Source organism: Pseudomonas sp. KH_046_2, assembly GCF_057838985.1.
This window is the reverse complement of the sequence record NZ_CM174480.1, coordinates 2,983,340-2,999,371: the sequence shown is the minus strand read 5'-3', so window position 1 is coordinate 2,999,371 and position 16,032 is coordinate 2,983,340. Positions and strand designations below refer to the sequence as shown.

General features: G+C 58.6%; 17 protein-coding genes. 8 read left to right on the top strand and 9 right to left on the bottom strand.

Annotation, left to right across the window (positions count from 1 at the left end; translation table 11 throughout):
- Positions 1 to 95: 95 nt before the first annotated feature.
- Positions 96 to 548: an Ohr family peroxiredoxin gene (locus AC3IX1_RS13470; protein ID WP_489388580.1), complete on the bottom strand. Its 453-nt coding sequence runs from the start codon at positions 546 to 548 to the stop codon at positions 96 to 98.
- A 590-nt stretch (positions 549 to 1,138) separates the two neighbouring features.
- The gene (locus AC3IX1_RS13465; RefSeq protein ID WP_150724312.1) at positions 1,139 to 1,789 is read right to left on the bottom strand and encodes a hypothetical protein; all 651 of its coding nucleotides are present in this window, start codon (positions 1,787 to 1,789) and stop codon (positions 1,139 to 1,141) included.
- A gap of 732 nt (positions 1,790 to 2,521) precedes the next feature.
- Here AC3IX1_RS13465 and AC3IX1_RS13460 point away from each other — a divergent pair.
- Positions 2,522 to 3,937, top strand: a complete 1,416-nt coding sequence (locus AC3IX1_RS13460; protein ID WP_489388579.1) for a DUF2252 domain-containing protein — start codon at positions 2,522 to 2,524, stop codon at positions 3,935 to 3,937.
- A 100-nt stretch (positions 3,938 to 4,037) separates the two neighbouring features.
- Here the strand turns inward: AC3IX1_RS13460 and AC3IX1_RS13455 are convergent, their stop codons facing one another.
- Complete coding sequence (locus AC3IX1_RS13455) at positions 4,038 to 4,829, bottom strand: cysteine hydrolase family protein (protein ID WP_489388578.1); 792 nt, start codon at positions 4,827 to 4,829, stop codon at positions 4,038 to 4,040.
- Positions 4,830 to 5,022: 193 nt separating this feature from the next.
- Here AC3IX1_RS13455 and AC3IX1_RS13450 point away from each other — a divergent pair, with 193 nt between their 5' ends.
- Entirely contained in the window at positions 5,023 to 6,012 is a 990-nt protein-coding gene (locus AC3IX1_RS13450; protein ID WP_489388577.1) for a GlxA family transcriptional regulator, read from the top strand.
- A 30-nt stretch (positions 6,013 to 6,042) separates the two neighbouring features.
- Here the strand turns inward: AC3IX1_RS13450 and AC3IX1_RS13445 are convergent, their stop codons facing one another.
- Both AC3IX1_RS13445 and AC3IX1_RS13440 read right to left on the bottom strand, forming a co-directional pair.
- On the bottom strand, positions 6,043 to 6,738 hold the full coding sequence (locus tag AC3IX1_RS13445) for a tRNA (adenine(22)-N(1))-methyltransferase (protein WP_489388576.1): 696 nt from the start codon (positions 6,736 to 6,738) through the stop codon (positions 6,043 to 6,045).
- Positions 6,739 to 6,849: 111 nt separating this feature from the next.
- A complete protein-coding gene (locus tag AC3IX1_RS13440; protein ID WP_489388575.1) occupies positions 6,850 to 7,806 on the bottom strand; it encodes a threonine dehydratase in 957 nt (318 codons plus the stop codon).
- 96 nt (positions 7,807 to 7,902) lie between these two features.
- Between AC3IX1_RS13440 and AC3IX1_RS13435 the strand changes: the two genes are divergently transcribed.
- A complete protein-coding gene (locus tag AC3IX1_RS13435; RefSeq protein WP_489388739.1) occupies positions 7,903 to 8,721 on the top strand; it encodes a helix-turn-helix transcriptional regulator in 819 nt (272 codons plus the stop codon).
- Positions 8,722 to 8,884: 163 nt separating this feature from the next.
- On the opposite strand, the gene AC3IX1_RS13430 is transcribed toward AC3IX1_RS13435, so the two are convergent.
- The gene (locus AC3IX1_RS13430; RefSeq protein WP_489388574.1) at positions 8,885 to 9,310 is read right to left on the bottom strand and encodes a DUF2628 domain-containing protein; all 426 of its coding nucleotides are present in this window, start codon (positions 9,308 to 9,310) and stop codon (positions 8,885 to 8,887) included.
- Positions 9,311 to 9,603: 293 nt separating this feature from the next.
- Between AC3IX1_RS13430 and AC3IX1_RS13425 the strand changes: the two genes are divergently transcribed.
- The gene (locus AC3IX1_RS13425; protein ID WP_489388573.1) at positions 9,604 to 10,275 is read left to right on the top strand and encodes an eCIS core domain-containing protein; all 672 of its coding nucleotides are present in this window, start codon (positions 9,604 to 9,606) and stop codon (positions 10,273 to 10,275) included.
- 53 nt (positions 10,276 to 10,328) lie between these two features.
- Here the strand turns inward: AC3IX1_RS13425 and AC3IX1_RS13420 are convergent, their stop codons facing one another.
- Complete coding sequence (locus AC3IX1_RS13420) at positions 10,329 to 11,285, bottom strand: AraC family transcriptional regulator (protein ID WP_489388572.1); 957 nt, start codon at positions 11,283 to 11,285, stop codon at positions 10,329 to 10,331.
- Positions 11,286 to 11,484: 199 nt separating this feature from the next.
- Here AC3IX1_RS13420 and AC3IX1_RS13415 point away from each other — a divergent pair, with 199 nt between their 5' ends.
- Both AC3IX1_RS13415 and AC3IX1_RS13410 read left to right on the top strand, forming a co-directional pair.
- Complete coding sequence (locus tag AC3IX1_RS13415; protein WP_489388571.1) at positions 11,485 to 12,438, top strand: diiron oxygenase; 954 nt, start codon at positions 11,485 to 11,487, stop codon at positions 12,436 to 12,438.
- 70 nt (positions 12,439 to 12,508) lie between these two features.
- A complete protein-coding gene (locus tag AC3IX1_RS13410) occupies positions 12,509 to 12,931 on the top strand; it encodes an MAPEG family protein (protein WP_489388570.1) in 423 nt (140 codons plus the stop codon).
- Positions 12,932 to 12,942: 11 nt separating this feature from the next.
- Here AC3IX1_RS13410 and AC3IX1_RS13405 read toward each other — a convergent pair whose 3' ends face one another.
- Both AC3IX1_RS13405 and AC3IX1_RS13400 read right to left on the bottom strand, forming a co-directional pair.
- On the bottom strand, positions 12,943 to 13,335 hold the full coding sequence (locus AC3IX1_RS13405; protein ID WP_489388569.1) for a GFA family protein: 393 nt from the start codon (positions 13,333 to 13,335) through the stop codon (positions 12,943 to 12,945).
- Positions 13,336 to 13,369: 34 nt separating this feature from the next.
- Entirely contained in the window at positions 13,370 to 14,170 is an 801-nt protein-coding gene (locus AC3IX1_RS13400; RefSeq protein ID WP_489388738.1) for a transporter, read from the bottom strand.
- 307 nt (positions 14,171 to 14,477) lie between these two features.
- Here AC3IX1_RS13400 and AC3IX1_RS13395 point away from each other — a divergent pair, with 307 nt between their 5' ends.
- The gene (locus AC3IX1_RS13395; protein WP_489388568.1) at positions 14,478 to 15,158 is read left to right on the top strand and encodes a DUF3313 domain-containing protein; all 681 of its coding nucleotides are present in this window, start codon (positions 14,478 to 14,480) and stop codon (positions 15,156 to 15,158) included.
- A gap of 115 nt (positions 15,159 to 15,273) precedes the next feature.
- Positions 15,274 to 15,735 (top strand): hypothetical protein, encoded by a 462-nt coding sequence (locus AC3IX1_RS13390; protein ID WP_489388737.1) that lies wholly within the window; start codon positions 15,274 to 15,276, stop codon positions 15,733 to 15,735.
- Positions 15,736 to 16,032: the final 297 nt, after the last annotated feature.

The following is a 16,032-nucleotide window of genomic DNA, read 5'->3' as shown; positions in this document are numbered from 1 at the left end:
AAACTATACGTCGTACGCGATGGTATCGGAAGTGCGCATAAACACCGACGGCCGGCTCACCGGGAAGATCCCCGGTGAGTCGGCCGTGCAGTGGGTTATACGGTCAGGACGTTGATGTCGACATCAATGTTGCCGCGTGTGGCCTTGGAGTAAGGGCAGATTGCATCGGCGTTGTGGGCCAACTCGGTCGCCACCCCTTGGTCCAGCCCTGGCACTCGCAGGGTCAGTCGGGCCTGGAGGAAGTAAGCCGCACCGGTCTGGCCCAGGTCCACTTCAATATCGACGGCCGTGTCGCTCGGCAGTGTCACCTTCATCTGCTGGGCGGCCAGCCCCACCGCTGCGATGTAGCAGGCCGACCACGCTCCGGCGAACAGTTGTTCGGCTTTCGGGTGCGGCTGGACGGCGGTGAGCACGTGTGCCGGTGTGTCGCTGCCAGGGGACGACAGCACGATGTCGAGGTTGCCGTTGTGGCCGCGCGAGGTGTTGCCTGCGCTGTTGTGAGTGGTGTGGGTTTTGCCGCTGGCCAGTACTTTTTCGATCTTGCTCATGGGGATTTCCTCAGGATTTAATATTTCGTGCGATCTTATCGCATGCGATATTTGTGGCACTTAAAGAGACGACGTTCATCAATTGGCCTGTGCAATGATCCAGTTGTTGCCGTTTTGGCCATGGGAAGCGTGAGCGGTCGAGATAAACATTGTGCGGCGGCTTCCGGTGTTCATGGCTGAGTCTCCAAACGGCAAGGGTTGTCGTTACGTCTTATCGCTTTCGATTTGATCGTATGCGATAGATGAATACTCAACCAAAGCCCCAATGATGTCAAAGCCTGTTTTATGCCTTGCCGATGAGCGGTAGACGCGAGCTCAACCCCGCTACCCTCCCCCTTGTCGAAAGGATGATGGGCTTCTCACCGTCTGGACCTCTGGTTACGCGCTTCGGATCGCTTTCACACGCGACGATCAATGCGTTGGCGCTGAAATGAAATGGACGTATTTCACTCGAAAAAAAACCGGCCTATCGAGCCGGTTTTCTTTGACTTGCTGATACCCGCACGCACAAAAACCCCCTCACAAGGAGGGGGTCTGAAGTTTGAACGGTTCAGACGGTTTCACCCGTCTCTTCCCGGAATTTCGTCAGCTCAGCGCAGCGCAGGAATACCCGCAAACAGCCACGAAGTCTCTTGAACCGGAGTTGCTTCGTTGCGCTTACGCGCCCACTGGGTCAGTGCCACCATCATCGCAAAACCGAGCACGATCAACACCGGATAGGCCATCAGCAACTCGGTGAGCGAATACTTCCAGGCCAGCGGTCGACCGACACCGAGCATGGCGGCATACAACCAGGACACGCCCGACAGTGCGCCAGAGAACAGGGCAAACATTCGCACATTGATCTGGAGATCAAGCAGCGAACCGGCCTTCAGCATTGCCGGCAATACATAGCGGTGCAACAACATGCCGTTGAACGTCAGCAGCAATACAATAATAACTTTGGCTTGAAGTTTCGGGTTGGCAAAATAGGTCATGCCTTTTTCAAGGTAATCAATACCTATAATCGCAGCTCCGGTGACCCACAAGAATATCAACGCATTGGCAACAGACTTCTGAAGACTGGCCATATGTTCATTATCGTGCCCCGACGACACGCGACCTTTCAACAAGTCCTTTACCATTGCCGCATCGCTGGCGAACACCAGGCCAATAGCTACGCAGCAAGCCAATAGATGAACGTACACAACACCTAAACGCAAAAACTCCATGGATTCTTTCTGGCCGATCAGGCCGATCATTGTATTAATATCCAAGTTTACATCTCCACTTATAGCAGCAGTGCAAATTGACCATGCCCCAGGCATACGAATTATTTGTTCGCACCTGCAAGGTCAAGTTGGCAAAGATTGAAGCAACTAAATAATTTGGTATTACAAGAGAGTGCGACTCGCCCAGCGAGTCAGTGATGACGGCATACTATCACTCCAGGTCTCAGGTAAAAAAAATCCCCATGTGCATTCCATTCAATGCAGATGAGGTATACGTCCATTTTTCTAGTGAGTGCAGCGTGTCCCCAAGGGGCCGTCTGCTGGAAAATCAGAGCCCAGCATATCCCGATCGTTCAATTTTTGAGCACAAACATCGACAAACGGTACTGTTTCCAGCACCTGAGGCTACCTGCCTCTTTGGCTGAAACCCGCGACGCTACGCCGCTGAATCGTTTTTTGTTCCACGCCGAAAAAAAAACCGCTTTTGCGCTGAACTTTCGTCGCCAAACCCGACCAGTGGCTCAATTTCCTACCTGTCACCGGCAAGTTCGAGTCGCCTGCGGTCATCCGCAAACCACTTCGATTCGAGCGCAGATTCAGTACTGGCAATACAGCATCCAGGATCGGAACTGCTACGCTTGAAAAACAGCTTCGACACTTTCCATGATGCCAGTGCACGCGCGCCCCGGGGGCTGATGGAACAGTCGCATTACCAGATCCTGTGCCCGAGCGAGTCAGACTTCGTTGAGCAAAGGAGTGGACATGCCCCCCCGCAAAAGCAAATCTGCCGACGGCCTGGCAAAGCCGTCGGACGACTCCGGTGACGATTCGGTCTTTCTCTCGCGCAAGGAACGTCTGTTCGCCGGTGAGCAACTACGCGAACGCTTGCCGCATTCGGTTCACGCCGAATGGAAACCACCCGGCAAACACCGCGACCCTATCGAACTGCTCGAAGAGTCCAACCGCTTTCGACTGCCCAACCTGGTGCCACTGCGCTACGGGCGCATGCTGCGCAGTCCATTCACCTTTTTACGCGGCTCCGCTGGCTTGATGGCCCATGACCTGGCCACGACCCCGACCACTGGCGTCCAGGTGCAGGCCTGCGGGGATTGCCACCTGATGAATTTCGGGTTGTTCGCGACACCTGAACGCAACCTGATTTTTGACATCAACGATTTCGACGAAACGCTCCCGGCCCCCTGGGAATGGGACGTCAAGCGCCTGGCGATCAGTTTTGCCGTGGCCGCGCGCGATAACCGACTCAACGATAAGGAGGCTCGGTGCATTGCCGTCAAATGCGTTTGCGCTTACCGCGAGGGCCTGCGCAAATTTTCGAAAATGGGCCCGCTGGATGTCTGGTATGACCGCCTGGATGCCCAAACGATCATCGATATGGCGCCCAATGCCGAAATCAAGAAAATTCGCGAGCAGGTGATCGCAAAGGCCAGGTTGCGCCTGGGTGATTACCTCTATCCCAAGATCAGCAGCGAAGTGGGTGGGCGGCGGCGACTGATCGATCAGCCGCCCTTGCTTTTTCATGTGTATGAAAAAGGTTTCAAGCAGCGAGTCCGTATCGCTCTGCGTGATTATCGTCTGTCGCTACCCCATGAACGGCGCGTGCTCTTCGATCGTTATCGCCTCGAAGACATTGCGGTCAAAGCTGTCGGAATCGGGAGCGTGGGGACCTATTGTTTCGTCGGTCTGTTCTTTTCCGCGGAAAACCACCCCTTGCTCCTGCAATTCAAGGAAGCCTGTCCCTCGGTGTTGGCACCCTATGCAGGCAACAGCGACTACGAGAACCAGGGGCAGCGCGTTGTCACCGGACAGCGGTTGATGCAGTCCTCCAGTGACATCTTCCTGGGCTGGACACGCGGTCAAAATGGCCGGCATTTCTTTGTACGCCAGTTGCGAGACATGAAAATGTCAGCACCCATAGAAGGCATTTCCGCCACACGGATGAAGATGTACGCCGAGTGGTGTGGTCTTACCCTCGCCCGTGCCCACGCCAAATCCGGGGATGCAGCGCTCATCAGTGGCTATCTGGGCAAGCTGGACACCTTCGACCAGGCCGTCGGCAAGTTCTCCATCGCCTATGCCAATCAAAATGCGAAAGACCATGCTGCGCTGATAGCTGCGGAAAAATCAGGGCGGATCCATGCACTCAGAGAGGAAGAGTGATGAGGCGGATCCTTCGCTCTTGAGTCATTCCGGGTCAGTCTGCGGGCACGGGAGCCACAAGGACTCCCGTGTCTGTTCAGCGGATGGGTCATACCGCAGATCAGCGCCCTTCCAGTTTTTTCACGACTTCGTCGGTAGTCATTACATCGTTGGCGATGTAGCGGAAATTGACCAGCGCGCTCCCGTATCCGTCGCCGTCAGGCAGCTTCGGGCCGGCGACCGCGTCACGTACGACTACCACCTCGAAACCGCACTCCAGAAACTCGCGAAGGTGCGATTCGACGCACAGGTTGGACGCCATGCCGGCCAGGATGATTTTGTCGACCCGCTGCTTGCGCAACTGCAGCATCAGGTCGTTGCTTTGCGGGCCATACAACTTGTGTGGTGAGGCGACGAGGGTCTTGCCGTCTTCGATGAAGGGCTTGAACTCCTTCATGAAGTCGGCACCCGAATTGCGGAATCCATCCAGCGTCAGGGCACCCTTGCGGTCGAACATTCCCAGCTTGTGCTGAACAGTCTCCGCTGGCGCCTCAAACTCCCACTGATGATCGTGGGGATAATAGTAGTGCGGCGAGATGGCGACGGTCGCTCCAGCCTGCTTGAACGCCGTGAACAGCCGGGTCAGATTCGGCACCAGGTTCTGCTCGGTAACGCTCTGGCCGAAGACTGACCATCCAGCACCCTGCGGGCTCATGAAGTCGATTTGCGGGTCGATCACGACCAGTGCGGTTCGACTGGCATCCCATTGAAAGGTGGAGGCCGGCAGCGCCGGTTTGACTGGATCGGCGTAAGGGTTCTCGGCGGCGAAGCCGATGCCGGGCGCCATCAGGATAGCCCCCAGTAAGGTGGCGCAGGAGATGAGTCTGGCGGGATGAATTCGGTTGAAGGTCATGTTGCACGTCCGCAATGTGGGGGTGGTGCATTTACGGTACGGCGAGAAGACCGCACGAAATGGACATATATCCCTGGATTTCGGCCGACAAGCCCAGGCATCTTGCATGAGACGGCAGGGTTCAATGCCCCCCGTGACCTTCCCGACAGCAAGCGCGTACCATGACCCCATTCAGACTGTGGATGTTCCGTGCATGCAGCGTCACATATGTTTCCTGGTCTATCCGGGCTTCGTATTGCTCGATCTGAGTGGCCCGCTCGAAGCCTTCTCCAATGCCAATCGTGCACGTCCTCCCGGCTATCGATTCACTGTCGCTTCCCTTGAAGGCGGATTGATCAGCGCTTCGAGTGGACTGCAAGTCGCGACCGAGGCCTTGCAGGTGGTCGACCACCTGGACACGTTGATCATCGTCGGCGCCCCCACCGCGCCGATCGATGACAGGATGCTGCCGATGGCCGCGGCGATACGCCAGATGTCCCCGCGCGCTCGCCGCACTGCCAGCGTCTGCACTGGCGCCTTCCTGCTGGCCGAGAGCGGCCTGCTCGACGGTCGTGTCGCGACCACGCACTGGAACTACGCGCCGCAATTGCAGGCACGCTATCCGTCACTGCGCGTGGATGGAGATCGAATCTGGACCGAAGACGGGAATGTCTGGACGTCCGCCGGTATGTCGGCGGGCATCGACATGGCCCTGGCGATGATCGAGCAGGACCTGGGCAAGGACGTGTCACGCTCCGTCGCGCGCATGCTGGTTGTCTACTATCGGCGACCCGGTGGTCAGTATCAGTTTTCTTCGCTGCTGGATTTCGACCCAGGCTCGGATCGGATCCGCACGGTGTTGAGCTATGTGCGCGATCATCTGCGTGATGATCTGTCAGTCGAACGCCTGGCAGACGTTGCACATATGAGCGTGCGCCAGTTTGGCCGCGTGTTCGCGGCATCGGTCGGGGTGACGCCGGCGAAAGCTATCGAGCGCCTGCGTATCGAGTCGGCGCGGCCACTGGTCGAGGACGGCATGCAGACATTCGAAGAGATCGCCAGGTGCTTCGGATTCGGCGATGCCGACCACATGCTCCGCAGCTTCGTGCGAGTCGTGGGGCGCACGCCACAGGAACTGCGTCGCAGCGCCCGTCAGGCCAAAGGCAATGGGTCCGGGAAAAAAGCCGATCCATCGCCCGCGTAAGCGAAGACGTTTACAAATCCCGGACCTGGCTCAAGCCAGCAATTGGGTGATCCACCGGACCTGCCGCGCGATGTCCTGCACCGTCTCCTCGGGCACGACCTGCTGCGCCCGGGCAAAGTGGCTCAGGGTCTTCTGTTTCTGGCGCAACTTGCGCTGCCACTTGAGCAGGAACGCCGGACTGCGGACCTGCATCTGCAACGGGCCGAAGTACAGCTCTTGGGCGGTGTAGATCACCGGTCCGGAGCGCTCGGCGACGATGATTTCGTAGTCGAAACGATTTTCCCGCAGCACTTCCTCGCAGAGGATGCGGTAGCCATTGTCCATCAGCCATTGGCGCAGCGGCTGCTCGCCGCCGTTGGGTTGCAGGATCAGGCGCTCCTGACCGCTCAGGTACGCCTTGCCGCTGTCGAGGATGTCGCGGATGGTTTCGCCGCCCATGCCGCAAATGCTGACTGCTGTAATCCCGTCTCCCGGCTCGATTGCCGCCAGGCCGTTGGCCAGGCGCACGGTAACTTGCGAGTCCAGGCCGTTCTCGCGCACGGTGCGGTTGGCCGCGTGGAACGGCGTCAACGCCACCTCGCCGGCCACCGCTGCCGTGATGGCGCCACGGCGCATCAACGCCACCGGCAGGTAACCGTGATCCGAGCCGATATCGGCCAGGCGCGCACCGGCTGGCACCTGTGCCGCCACGCGCTCCAGGCGCATGGACAATGTCTGTTCGTTCAACTGCGGCCCCTTTTCACCACGAACGTCCGGCGCCTTTGGCCGGATCGGGGCGCGATTGTGTCGAGCAATGCCGTGCATTTCAAATTTATGTGACCAGGCTCATGGCCCCCTTCACGCAATCACTCGCGCATACACCGATCTGTCGACGTTGCCACCGGACAGAATCACCCCCACCCTTTTTCCCGACATGACTTCACGCTCCGAGATGAGCGCTGCCAACGCCGACGCACCGGCTCCTTCGGCAAGGTTATGGGTATCGGTGTAATACACACGCATGGCTTCGGCGATCTGCTCATCGCTGACCGATACGATCCGCGCCGCACCTGCCGCGTAAACGGCAAAGGCTTCGGGAATCGGCTTGCGCACGGCCAGACCGTCGGCAAAGGTGTTGGCCGAGGCGGTTTCGCATATCGCTCCAGCGTCAAACGACAACTGTGCAGCCGCCGCCTCCGTGGAAACCACGCCAACCACTTCTGTTTGCAAACCTAGCGCATCGCGGGCGGCGATCACCCCGCAAATCCCCGATCCACAGCCAATCGGTACATAAACGGTGTCCAGGTCCGGCGCTGCATTGAACAGCTCCAGCGCATAAGTGGCGACGCCTTTGACCAATTCTGTGTGAAACGGCGGAACCAGGAACAGGTCATGCGCTTGCGCCAGGCGAGCAGCCTCTTCGCGGGCATCATCGAAATCGCGGCCATACTCGACCACTTCAGCACCAAAGCCGCGCATGGCGTTGTTCTTTTCTACCGAGTTACCTTCCGGCACGACGATCAACGCCTGCAAACCCAATGTGCGAGCCGCCAGTGCCAGACTCTGGCCATGGTTGCCGCGGGTAGCGCTGACAATGCCCTTCGCGCCTGGGTGCTCGCGCTTCAGCCAGTGCATGAACGTGATACCGCCGCGCACTTTGAAAGCACCGGTAGGCGTGTGATTTTCATGCTTGACCCACACCGTGCAACCCAGCCGCTGAGCCAGCAAGGGCCAAGGGTACTGGGCGGTGGCGGGCATGACCTGGTAAACGTGGCGAGCGGCCTGTTCGATATCGTCGCGAGTCAGTCTGTGCATGAGAGGTCTCCCTGAGGTTTTGCCCAGTCTGAACAACGGCGCAGTACTCCGGCTTTCAAAAAACTGACCTGACTTTTGTCCCCTCTCTTCACTACTATGGTGTCCATGAGTCATCGAAACCGCCCGCCGCCACTGCTGTCCGAACCGGTCCGTCGTATCGAGGCCGGCCCTTGGGCGATCGAACTGCTCCCCGGCTGTTCCTACGCGACCCGCTATGTCGCGACCCAGGCGGGAATCGGCTTTGCCTTCGACAGCCAGCGAGGCCTGCACGCCATCGGCAGTGACCGAATACGCCCCTTCGAGGCCGTGCCCAACGGCCTGGCGTTTGTCCCCGCCGGGTGTGACGTGTTGTCCGAATCCCCTCAAGGTGGTGAATACCTGCGGGTGATTCGCACCGACGGTATGGCGTTGGTCGGGGATCGTGCCTTCAACAATCGCATCGACCGGCAGGCCACTGCCCTCGCGTGGCGAATGCGCGCCGCGCTGTTGCTGGCCTCCGTGGAGGACGATTGGGAAGCCTGGGCACTGGCATTGTCCGAGCGCGCGACGGCTAGCGAAGCGCTGTCGACAGCCCTCCACGGCTCGATAACCGGCAGCCGGATGCGCTTGCTCGATGAATTCATTGATGCAGGCCTCGATGGCCCGTTGGGCGTACCGGCGATGGCGGGCCTGCTTGGATTGTCCGAAGGGTATTTCATGCGGGCCTTCAAAAACGCCACCGGCAAAAGCCCCCACAGTTACCTGATCGACCGACGCCTGGCCAAGGCCCGCGCCCTGATGCGCGATTCCGCCGCCACCCTGACGGAGATCGCCTACGCCTGCGGTTTCAATTCACAGGCGCACATGGCGACCACTTTCAAGCAACGCCTTGGCGTGAGTCCGTCGCAGCTGCGTCAATGTTCGAGGTTCGGTTAGACCCATCTGATCAGCCGGCTTTTTACCGTTTCAAGAGACAGCCTTATGGGCCCCTTCGCCCGCACAGCCAGTAGAGGACGAGTAGCAAGGGGACGCATTTGATCCCGACTCAACTACAGGACCATGTTTTGTCATGACCCTGTAGTCGTGTTTGCAGAACTGTTTACCAGCGCATGCCTTTAAACGGGTTCCATCCCTGTTCGCCCTTTTGCTCCTTGAGGTAGTAGGCGTAATTGGTCGAGAGGGTGTAGAGCAGATTGAAAGCGAAACCCACGCCAAAGTTGACCTGCTTGGCGTAGCCAAAGTCGACCATGGCGTACACAGCGTCCAGAGCGAAGGAAATTGCAACCATGAGCGCAATCAGCGTCAGGTTCTTTTTCCAAAGTCCCAGCACAAACAGATAAATCGGTCCGAAGAAGAACGCAATGATGTTTGCGTTGATGGTTATCTTCTGTTTCAGGGGAAGCTGCTGCAGTGCCGGTTTGTAACCTGGTGCATTGGGCGCACCGTGAGCATCGAAGAACGCAAAACGCGCCTGCCATTTTGCGCTGTACTTGCTGCTGCCTTGCACTTGATCTGTAGTGTTCATTCGATAAGTCCTTTAATCCCTGAATGGTTTGTTGCTTCCAGATATCCTTGGTGTTGCGCCATGCCTGGCCTGGCAGGCATGTCGAGTGGCCACCAGGACAGCCTATTGAAGCGATTTCCGAAGTAAAGTTCCCATGCCAAACCGATTTTCTTAAACACCCGTTACTGTTTCCGGCGTAAACGTGCTGCTTTCGGCCAGGCACGGACTTTCAGGCAATGTTGAAAATACTGTGAAACCCAGGGAATCGAACGGTGTCGCAGCGGTCCAACACGCGGCAGGACAATGGGTGCAAGATGCCCAACGTATCGCCTGCCGACCGCCATTGCCCAGGGGAGAACCCATTGTCAGCTGTATTTTTGCGTCAGGTTTTCCGGTTAGCGATCGTGCTCTTTTGCGCAGGCACCTCGTCCTCGGTTTTCGCCTGCCCGGCCGGACAGTCCCAGGTCTGCATGGTCGCTTGTTTTTGTGCTCCAGGTTCCGAAGAGGAAGCTGGATCGATCTTCGACGACATGAACCAGATGGCGGCCTCTGGATTGCAGAGCTGGATTGTGCAATCGCGCGACTCCGCGGCAACGGGCGATATCCGGCCAATCCCGCTGAACATCCGGGCCCAGCTCGAACCCTACTATGACCTTCAAGTGCTCGATTCGGCGCGCTACAAGGTCGGCGATGATGTGGAGCTGAACGCCGCAAACACCATGCTGCAGAATCCCGATGTACGTGCGGTCACCCTGATAGACATCATCGTCTTTCGAAGTGCCGAAGATGCACAGAACGATGTCGCGCTGTGGGCGCATGAGTTGAAGCACGTGCAGCAGTACCAGCAATGGGGCGATCGCGAGTTCGCCACTCGTTATACCCGTGATTACGAAGCCGTCGAGGCGCCTGCCTACGAGATTCAAGCCCAGGTCTCCAGAACGCTGCGAGCCAGCCAGGCTCGGGCAGAATCGCCTCGGCTTCCTTGAGTGCAAAGGGTCAAGCCTGGTCAGGTAACCATGCAGAGGTGGCACAGCCCCCCTCACGCTGATTGTCTGCGCCAGGTGCCGGGAGATGTGCCGAACTGGCGTTTGAATGCGCGACTGAACGCAGCCTCGGAATCGTAGCCAACGGCAAAGCCGATTTGCGCCACATTGCCCCGACCTTCGCGTAACTGTTGAGCCGCTACGTGCATGCGCCACAGCGTCAGGTATTGCATCGGTGGCTGTCCGACCAATGCCGTGAAGCGTTCGGCGAACACCGAGCGCGACATGCCCACCTCAAGCGCCAGCGCTTCTGCGGTCCAGCCTTCGGTCGGGCGGGCATGCAGTAGCGCCAGGGCGCGCCCGATGTGCGGATCGCGCAAACCCGCCAGCCAGCCTCGCCGCTCTGCGGGAAGGCTGGCGACATACTGGCCGACGGCTTCAACGAACAGCAGTTCCGATAGCTTGGCGATGACCGTTGCCGAGCCGACGCGGCCCGCCGCGATTTCACTGACAGCGAAACGGAATGAGCTCTCGATCCAGGTGCCCGAAGCCGTCGCGCGCAGATCCAGTTTCAATAAGGAAGGCAACGACGAAAGCAACGGACTGAAGGGGGTTTCCGAACCAAGAAACCCGCACAGCAACTGCGTGGCCTCGCCGCCCCCGCCGTACTTGATCCGTGAAATGCCGCCGACTTCTGGCGGCTGGATGACTTCTCTGGCCGGCATGGGCGCAATGCTCAGGTCGCTGCCAAAGGAATGTGCGTCGTTGCGGGGAAGCAGAACGAGTTCGCCTGCCCCTACCTCGATGGCGGCACTACCGTCGATTTGAATTTGCATGTGCCCCGTGGCGACAAAGTGCGATGCAATGATGTGTCGAGGTGCCGCCAGGAACGGCTTGCAATCATCCGCCGAGATTCTGCCGTTGATGCACCAGGGCGCAGTGAGCTCCGCCTCGAGGAAGACCCCTCCAGACAGCCGAATCACACGCAAGACATCAGAAAGCGCATCCAACACTTGACCGCCCTCCTTTCCGGAGTCCGGAGCAGGTATTCAGGCGCACCGGTCATTCACCGCCCGAACTGCGACGCCTAGATTAGCACCAACGCGGACTCAGCGATCGAGATTGTCCCCAGAGGTTTCACCTGAGGTCATTGGCTCCGACGTCACCCGAAATTGCCCCATTCCAACTCAACCAGGGCAGCAGGAGATCCATATGAACAGCGTCGTTACCCTACCCGGCTCAGCGTCAGGCAACACCGCCCGTTATGCGCAAATGGTCAGGTCTTCGAAAAAAACCGAATGGCAGATCGATCGCGATCTGCTCCAGGACCGCCGTTTCGACTTCTCGCGCAAATTCCTGCCCGACGGACTGTCGCAGGTCGACCGCCTGACCTTTCTCGATGGGGCCGATGCGCGCCTGCTCAGTCAGATCCAGGGCCGGACCTACGCGTACATCTTTGGTCTGGTCGAGCGTTTCATCAGTGCCAAGATGCTCGATCAGGGTCGGGCTCATGTATTTGACAATCAACTGGCGCTTGAAGCGCTGGTGCGTTTTTCCAACGACGAGATCAAGCACCAGGAGTTGTTCCGGCGCATGGAGACGATGATGAGTTCGCAATTGCCAGCGGGATATCGCCAGGTTGCCGATCCGAACGAGGTGGCGCGCGCGGTACTGGCGGCCAGTACCTGGTCGGTGCTGGCGCTGACCTGTCACATCGAGCTGTTCGTTCAGGCGCACTACGTGCAAAGCATCGCCCCGCGCGAGGAGCTGTGCCCGTTGTTCAAGGATGTCTTCAAGTTCCACTGGAAGGATGAAAGCCGTCACGTCGTACTCGATGAACTGGAGTGGCAGGACGAGCACGCGAAACTCTCGCCAGGCGAGCGTGACCTGGCAGTGAATGACCTGATTGCGCTGGTGGCGGCCGTGGACGCAATCCTGCAGGCACAATCGGCAGCCGATGCCGACTACTTCATCAGTAATGCTTCACGATCGTTCAGTATCGATGAGACCGCGCAAATCAAGACCTGCATGCTGAGCGCCTACCGCTGGCAATACATTATCTCGGGCGTGCAGCATCCACACTTCGGCCGACTGCTGACGCAGATGACAACGCCGGCACAGATGGCCCGGATTCAGACTGCGCTGGCACCCATCATGAGCAATTGACCGACAGCGCGTGACCGACTGTTTGTCGGTCACGCAGCGCGATGACAATGATTTGTTGAGGATGGCGGCCATGACCATACCGATGTGGATGCTGCTCGGGTTTGCGACCTGGACCTTGCTGCTGTTGATGGCAACCGTCGGGGTGTATCGCTGGGTCGGGATCCTGTTCTCCAGTGTTCCGATCGCCTCTTTCCGCAGCGATCGGCTCGAAGGCGAGGATTGGTATCGGCGCGGGACAAGGGCACACGCCAACTGTGTGGAAAACCTGCCAGTCTTTGGCGTCATCGTGTTCGTGATGACAGCCCTTGATGTCAACGGCGCTGCAGTGAACTACTTGTCCACGCTCGTCCTGATCGCTCGCGTGTGCCAGTCGTTGGTTCACGTGTCCCATGAGCAAACCAATGGGTTCGTGGCGGTTCGGTTTACTTTCTTTAGCGTTCAGTTGGTGTGTTTTCTCGCGCTCATTGTCATAGCCGCTTTTCATGGCATATGAGTATGTGCTCGCTAGTCATCAAAACGCCCCGTGGAATCTCGATTGCGCTCGTAGTGTCGGGTGAGTGCAAACGCCGGCAACCAGGCCTCGCGGCGCACCGTCCAGCTTTCGTAGGTTGGCGTCAACTGATCAGGGGCATCCAGGGATCCGAGGTTCACTTCGATTTCGTCTGCACTGCGCGAGAACACCGACGAACCGCAGTGCGGACAGAAATGCCGCCCGACGTAGTCACGGGTTTCGCCCTCGATTATCACGGCATCCTGATGAAATATCGCGGAGGCGTGGAACAGCGCCCCATGGTGCTTGCGGCAGTCGAGACAGTGACAAACGCCAACCCGGAACGGGCGCCCCGACGCGACAAGGCGCACCTTGCCGCACAAACAACCGCCAGTGAATCGGTCCATGGGGTGTCTCCTCCAGGGCGTGCGAAACGGCGTATCAGCGTGGAAACAGTAACGTCACGGCGGCGCGAAAGCCCCAGCCTTGCGGGCCGTCTTCCGGACTGTCGAGCCAGTAGCGCGGACCAGCCTGCACCGTCAATGGTTGACCGCCGATCCTCAGCAGTTGGGTGACCGTGAGGTTGACCGGTACCGACCATTCGCGCGATTGCCAATTGTAGGTCGACTCGGTGTTCACCCCGTAGGTCGTGTACGTATGGGTGGTGTACGAGAGGAAGGGTTGCAGGAAGGTCTGGTTGACCTTTTCCTTGTCGTCCGGCGGGCTGTCGTCCAGGCCCCAGATATGGTTGGCCAGAATGCCTCGGGTCCAGCCATTGGACTGTTTCAACGCCACCGCCGTCGGGCCGAGGCCCCATTGCTCGCTGCTGAGCAATTCGTCACTGCCGGTCGGTATCAGCAGCGCCGGGCCGCCGCCGAGTATCCAGCCACTGTCCGTGGGCTTGGTCGGTGAGAAGAAAAAACTCTGGGTGATATCGCCGCTGCCGGATTTGTCCGCCACGCCATTGGGAGCCAGGCCGTGCTGGTCGATGATCGGCAGAATGGTCCGGGAAATGAGGTTCCAGTCTTCGTTCAAGGCAAACGGCAGCACAGGCTGGATGTTGGTGACGCTGTGCATGCCCTCCCCGGTCGGCCCCATCTTCTGGTCCCAGTTGTACTGCACCGGCAGGCTGTACATCGCCGCGACCGGGTTGAGGGCTTTCCTCGCCAACTCTGCCGAATCGTCGGCCTGAGCCATCGGGATGAAGCCCAACGCAACGACGAGTGTCGAGGCGGTTCCCATCCATCCTTCTTTCAAATCCATCTCACTCACCTGTAGACGCCAAAACCGGCGTTGCAAAGGGTTAGCGTAGGCAACTGTGATCGATGTGCAATTTTTCCCGGCCCCGTGTTTAACAGTTTTTGAGAGTTATTGATTCGGATTATCCCGCCGCTACAGGCAGCATTCGGCCCGCATTGACCGGCGTGCAAGCACCTGCCTTGCGTAACCGACCGGCAAGTACCAGTGCCTGAATACAAGGCGCCCGGACCAATGCCCGGGGCCCGGTCGGAACCCGAATGACAACTTTCATCACTTGAGAACCAAACACATGGGCATGTCGAATAAATGGATTGCGGGTATTGCTTTGAGCTGTGTATTTCAGGTCGGCTGTGTCTCGAAAGTCGCGCAGCAAGAGCAATACTCGGGCTTCCTGGGCAATTACCAGGGCCTGGAGGAGCAAACTACACCGAGTGAGCAGAAAGTATTGCGCTGGGTATCGCCAGGGTTCGATCCTCGCGCGTACTCCACTGTGGTGTTCCGGCAGATGGAACTGTATCCATCGCCGCAGCCGACCGCACGCGTCAGCCTGAAGACCCTGCAAGACCTGCAATTGATGGCCAGCAACAGCGTCAAGACCGCCTTTGCCCGTCGCTATGCGATCGTCCCTTATCCGCAGCTGGCGCCGACCGATTCGCGGTCGCTGATCCTGCAGGCGGCGATCACTCACGTCAGCGCCAACAACGAAGGCATGCACTGGTATGAGGTTGTTCCAATCGGGGCCATTGTCGGGGCGACACAAGCAGCCACCGGGCATCGGGACCAGACCGCCGAGATGTACATCGAAGCCAACCTGATCGACGCCAAGACCGGTATGCCGGTCGCGAAAATCGTGCGCAAGGTATTCGGCGAGACCATCAAGAATGCCGAACAGCCGATTGTTGCCAATGACTTCAAGGTTGCACTCAAAGGCATGACAGACGATATGCAGGCCCTCCTCCTCAAGCGTTGACGCTCGGGCAAACCCCATCGCAAGCAAACCGGCATGGGGTTTCAATGTGGCGCCCCGCCGCGTTTTCCCTCTGACTAACCGTTAGCCGTGCCAACGCCTGACGCGAGACTCAATGATGAAAATACTGGCCCATGCCTTAGCGGTTACTACGATGTTGCTGAGTACCAGCGCCCTGGCGGCGACGGTAATCCCCCTCAAAGGTCAGACCTCCCAGACCATCCAGCAGGACACCGGTGCCTGCCAATCCCAGGCCAACGCGCAACATCCGGTGCAAAGCACCGTGCCCTCCGGTGGCCGGGTCAAGGGCGCCGCAACCGCCGCGGTTGCCGGTGCGACCGCGGCAGAAATTCGCGGTCGTCAACATGAAAACCTCTATGACCAGATCGACGACGATACCAAGCAAGACTATCGCCAGAACCGGGCACACAGTGCCGCGGCTGCCGGCGCCGTCGTGGGGGGCTCCAGGCAACGTCAGGAGCGCCGGCAGAATATGAGTGAGAGCGAACAAAGCATCACCGCCAACAACTCCGTCTACAGCAGCTGCCTGCAACAACGTGGCTACGATGTCTTGCCTTGATCGACGAAGACAATGGCCTGAAGTGTTACCGACCTCTGGCCGCCTGCGCCCACTCAAGAAAAGCCCCGCCCCCGTTGATAATCCAGACTGAAATTGAAGCCTGTCGGAACAGCGAAGTGGGTTCATTCAGGCGTGGCTGCGCGCAAACCCACCTGCCCGGGCTTGCAGTTTTCGGATAGCGCGATTGATCCTATCCAAGCATTATTCATGGTGTCCAAATCGAAAACCATGGGTCATCCAGCAATGCCTTTTCTTTGTTTGATTCAACTGACACCGCTGACAGGCCGAGCTGTTTGC

What these genes read in the sequence shown, in the direction of transcription:
- AC3IX1_RS13400 (WP_489388738.1), bottom strand. Translation starts at nt 14,170, where the DNA reads ATGGGAACCGCCTCGACACTCGTCGTTGCGTTGGGCTTCATCCCGATG.
- AC3IX1_RS13425 (WP_489388573.1), top strand. Translation starts at nt 9,604, where the DNA reads ATGCCCAACGTATCGCCTGCCGACCGCCATTGCCCAGGGGAGAACCCA.
- AC3IX1_RS13410 (WP_489388570.1), top strand. Translation starts at nt 12,509, where the DNA reads ATGACCATACCGATGTGGATGCTGCTCGGGTTTGCGACCTGGACCTTG.
- AC3IX1_RS13460 (WP_489388579.1), top strand. Translation starts at nt 2,522, where the DNA reads ATGCCCCCCCGCAAAAGCAAATCTGCCGACGGCCTGGCAAAGCCGTCG.
- AC3IX1_RS13440 (WP_489388575.1), bottom strand. Translation starts at nt 7,806, where the DNA reads ATGCACAGACTGACTCGCGACGATATCGAACAGGCCGCTCGCCACGTT.
- AC3IX1_RS13465 (WP_150724312.1), bottom strand. Translation starts at nt 1,789, where the DNA reads ATGATCGGCCTGATCGGCCAGAAAGAATCCATGGAGTTTTTGCGTTTA.
- AC3IX1_RS13450 (WP_489388577.1), top strand. Translation starts at nt 5,023, where the DNA reads ATGCAGCGTCACATATGTTTCCTGGTCTATCCGGGCTTCGTATTGCTC.
- AC3IX1_RS13405 (WP_489388569.1), bottom strand. Translation starts at nt 13,335, where the DNA reads ATGGACCGATTCACTGGCGGTTGTTTGTGCGGCAAGGTGCGCCTTGTC.
- AC3IX1_RS13390 (WP_489388737.1), top strand. Translation starts at nt 15,274, where the DNA reads ATGAAAATACTGGCCCATGCCTTAGCGGTTACTACGATGTTGCTGAGT.
- AC3IX1_RS13430 (WP_489388574.1), bottom strand. Translation starts at nt 9,310, where the DNA reads ATGAACACTACAGATCAAGTGCAAGGCAGCAGCAAGTACAGCGCAAAA.
- AC3IX1_RS13455 (WP_489388578.1), bottom strand. Translation starts at nt 4,829, where the DNA reads ATGACCTTCAACCGAATTCATCCCGCCAGACTCATCTCCTGCGCCACC.
- AC3IX1_RS13435 (WP_489388739.1), top strand. Translation starts at nt 7,903, where the DNA reads ATGGTGTCCATGAGTCATCGAAACCGCCCGCCGCCACTGCTGTCCGAA.
- AC3IX1_RS13415 (WP_489388571.1), top strand. Translation starts at nt 11,485, where the DNA reads ATGAACAGCGTCGTTACCCTACCCGGCTCAGCGTCAGGCAACACCGCC.
- AC3IX1_RS13470 (WP_489388580.1), bottom strand. Translation starts at nt 548, where the DNA reads ATGAGCAAGATCGAAAAAGTACTGGCCAGCGGCAAAACCCACACCACT.
- AC3IX1_RS13395 (WP_489388568.1), top strand. Translation starts at nt 14,478, where the DNA reads ATGGGCATGTCGAATAAATGGATTGCGGGTATTGCTTTGAGCTGTGTA.